The 273-nt window shown below is 39.9% G+C and carries 1 pseudogene; it reads left to right on the top strand.

The annotated features are described in order from the left end of the window. A pseudogene (mnmA, locus tag ETC27_RS17970) lies at positions 1 to 273 on the top strand (tRNA 2-thiouridine(34) synthase MnmA); the annotation flags it as partial.

The raw sequence follows: 273 nt of genomic DNA, 5'->3' as shown, positions 1-273 counted from the left end.
CGTGTAACAACAGACGAAGATGGCACAGTTCATATGCTTCGTGGCGTGGATAATAATAAAGACCAAACTTATTTCCTAAGCCAATTGTCACAAGACCAATTGAAGAAAACAATGTTTCCACTTGGTCATTTGGAAAAACCGGAAGTACGCGCCATTGCCGAACGTGCTGGACTTGCAACAGCGAAGAAGAAAGACTCAACAGGAATCTGTTTCATCGGTGAAAAGAATTTTAAAGAATTTTTAACAAACTATCTTCCAGCCACTTCAGGTAAA

The organism is Onishia niordana, from assembly GCF_004798965.1.
GTDB lineage: Bacteria > Pseudomonadota > Gammaproteobacteria > Pseudomonadales > Halomonadaceae > Onishia > Onishia niordana.
This window is presented reverse-complemented; position numbering and strand designations above follow the sequence as displayed.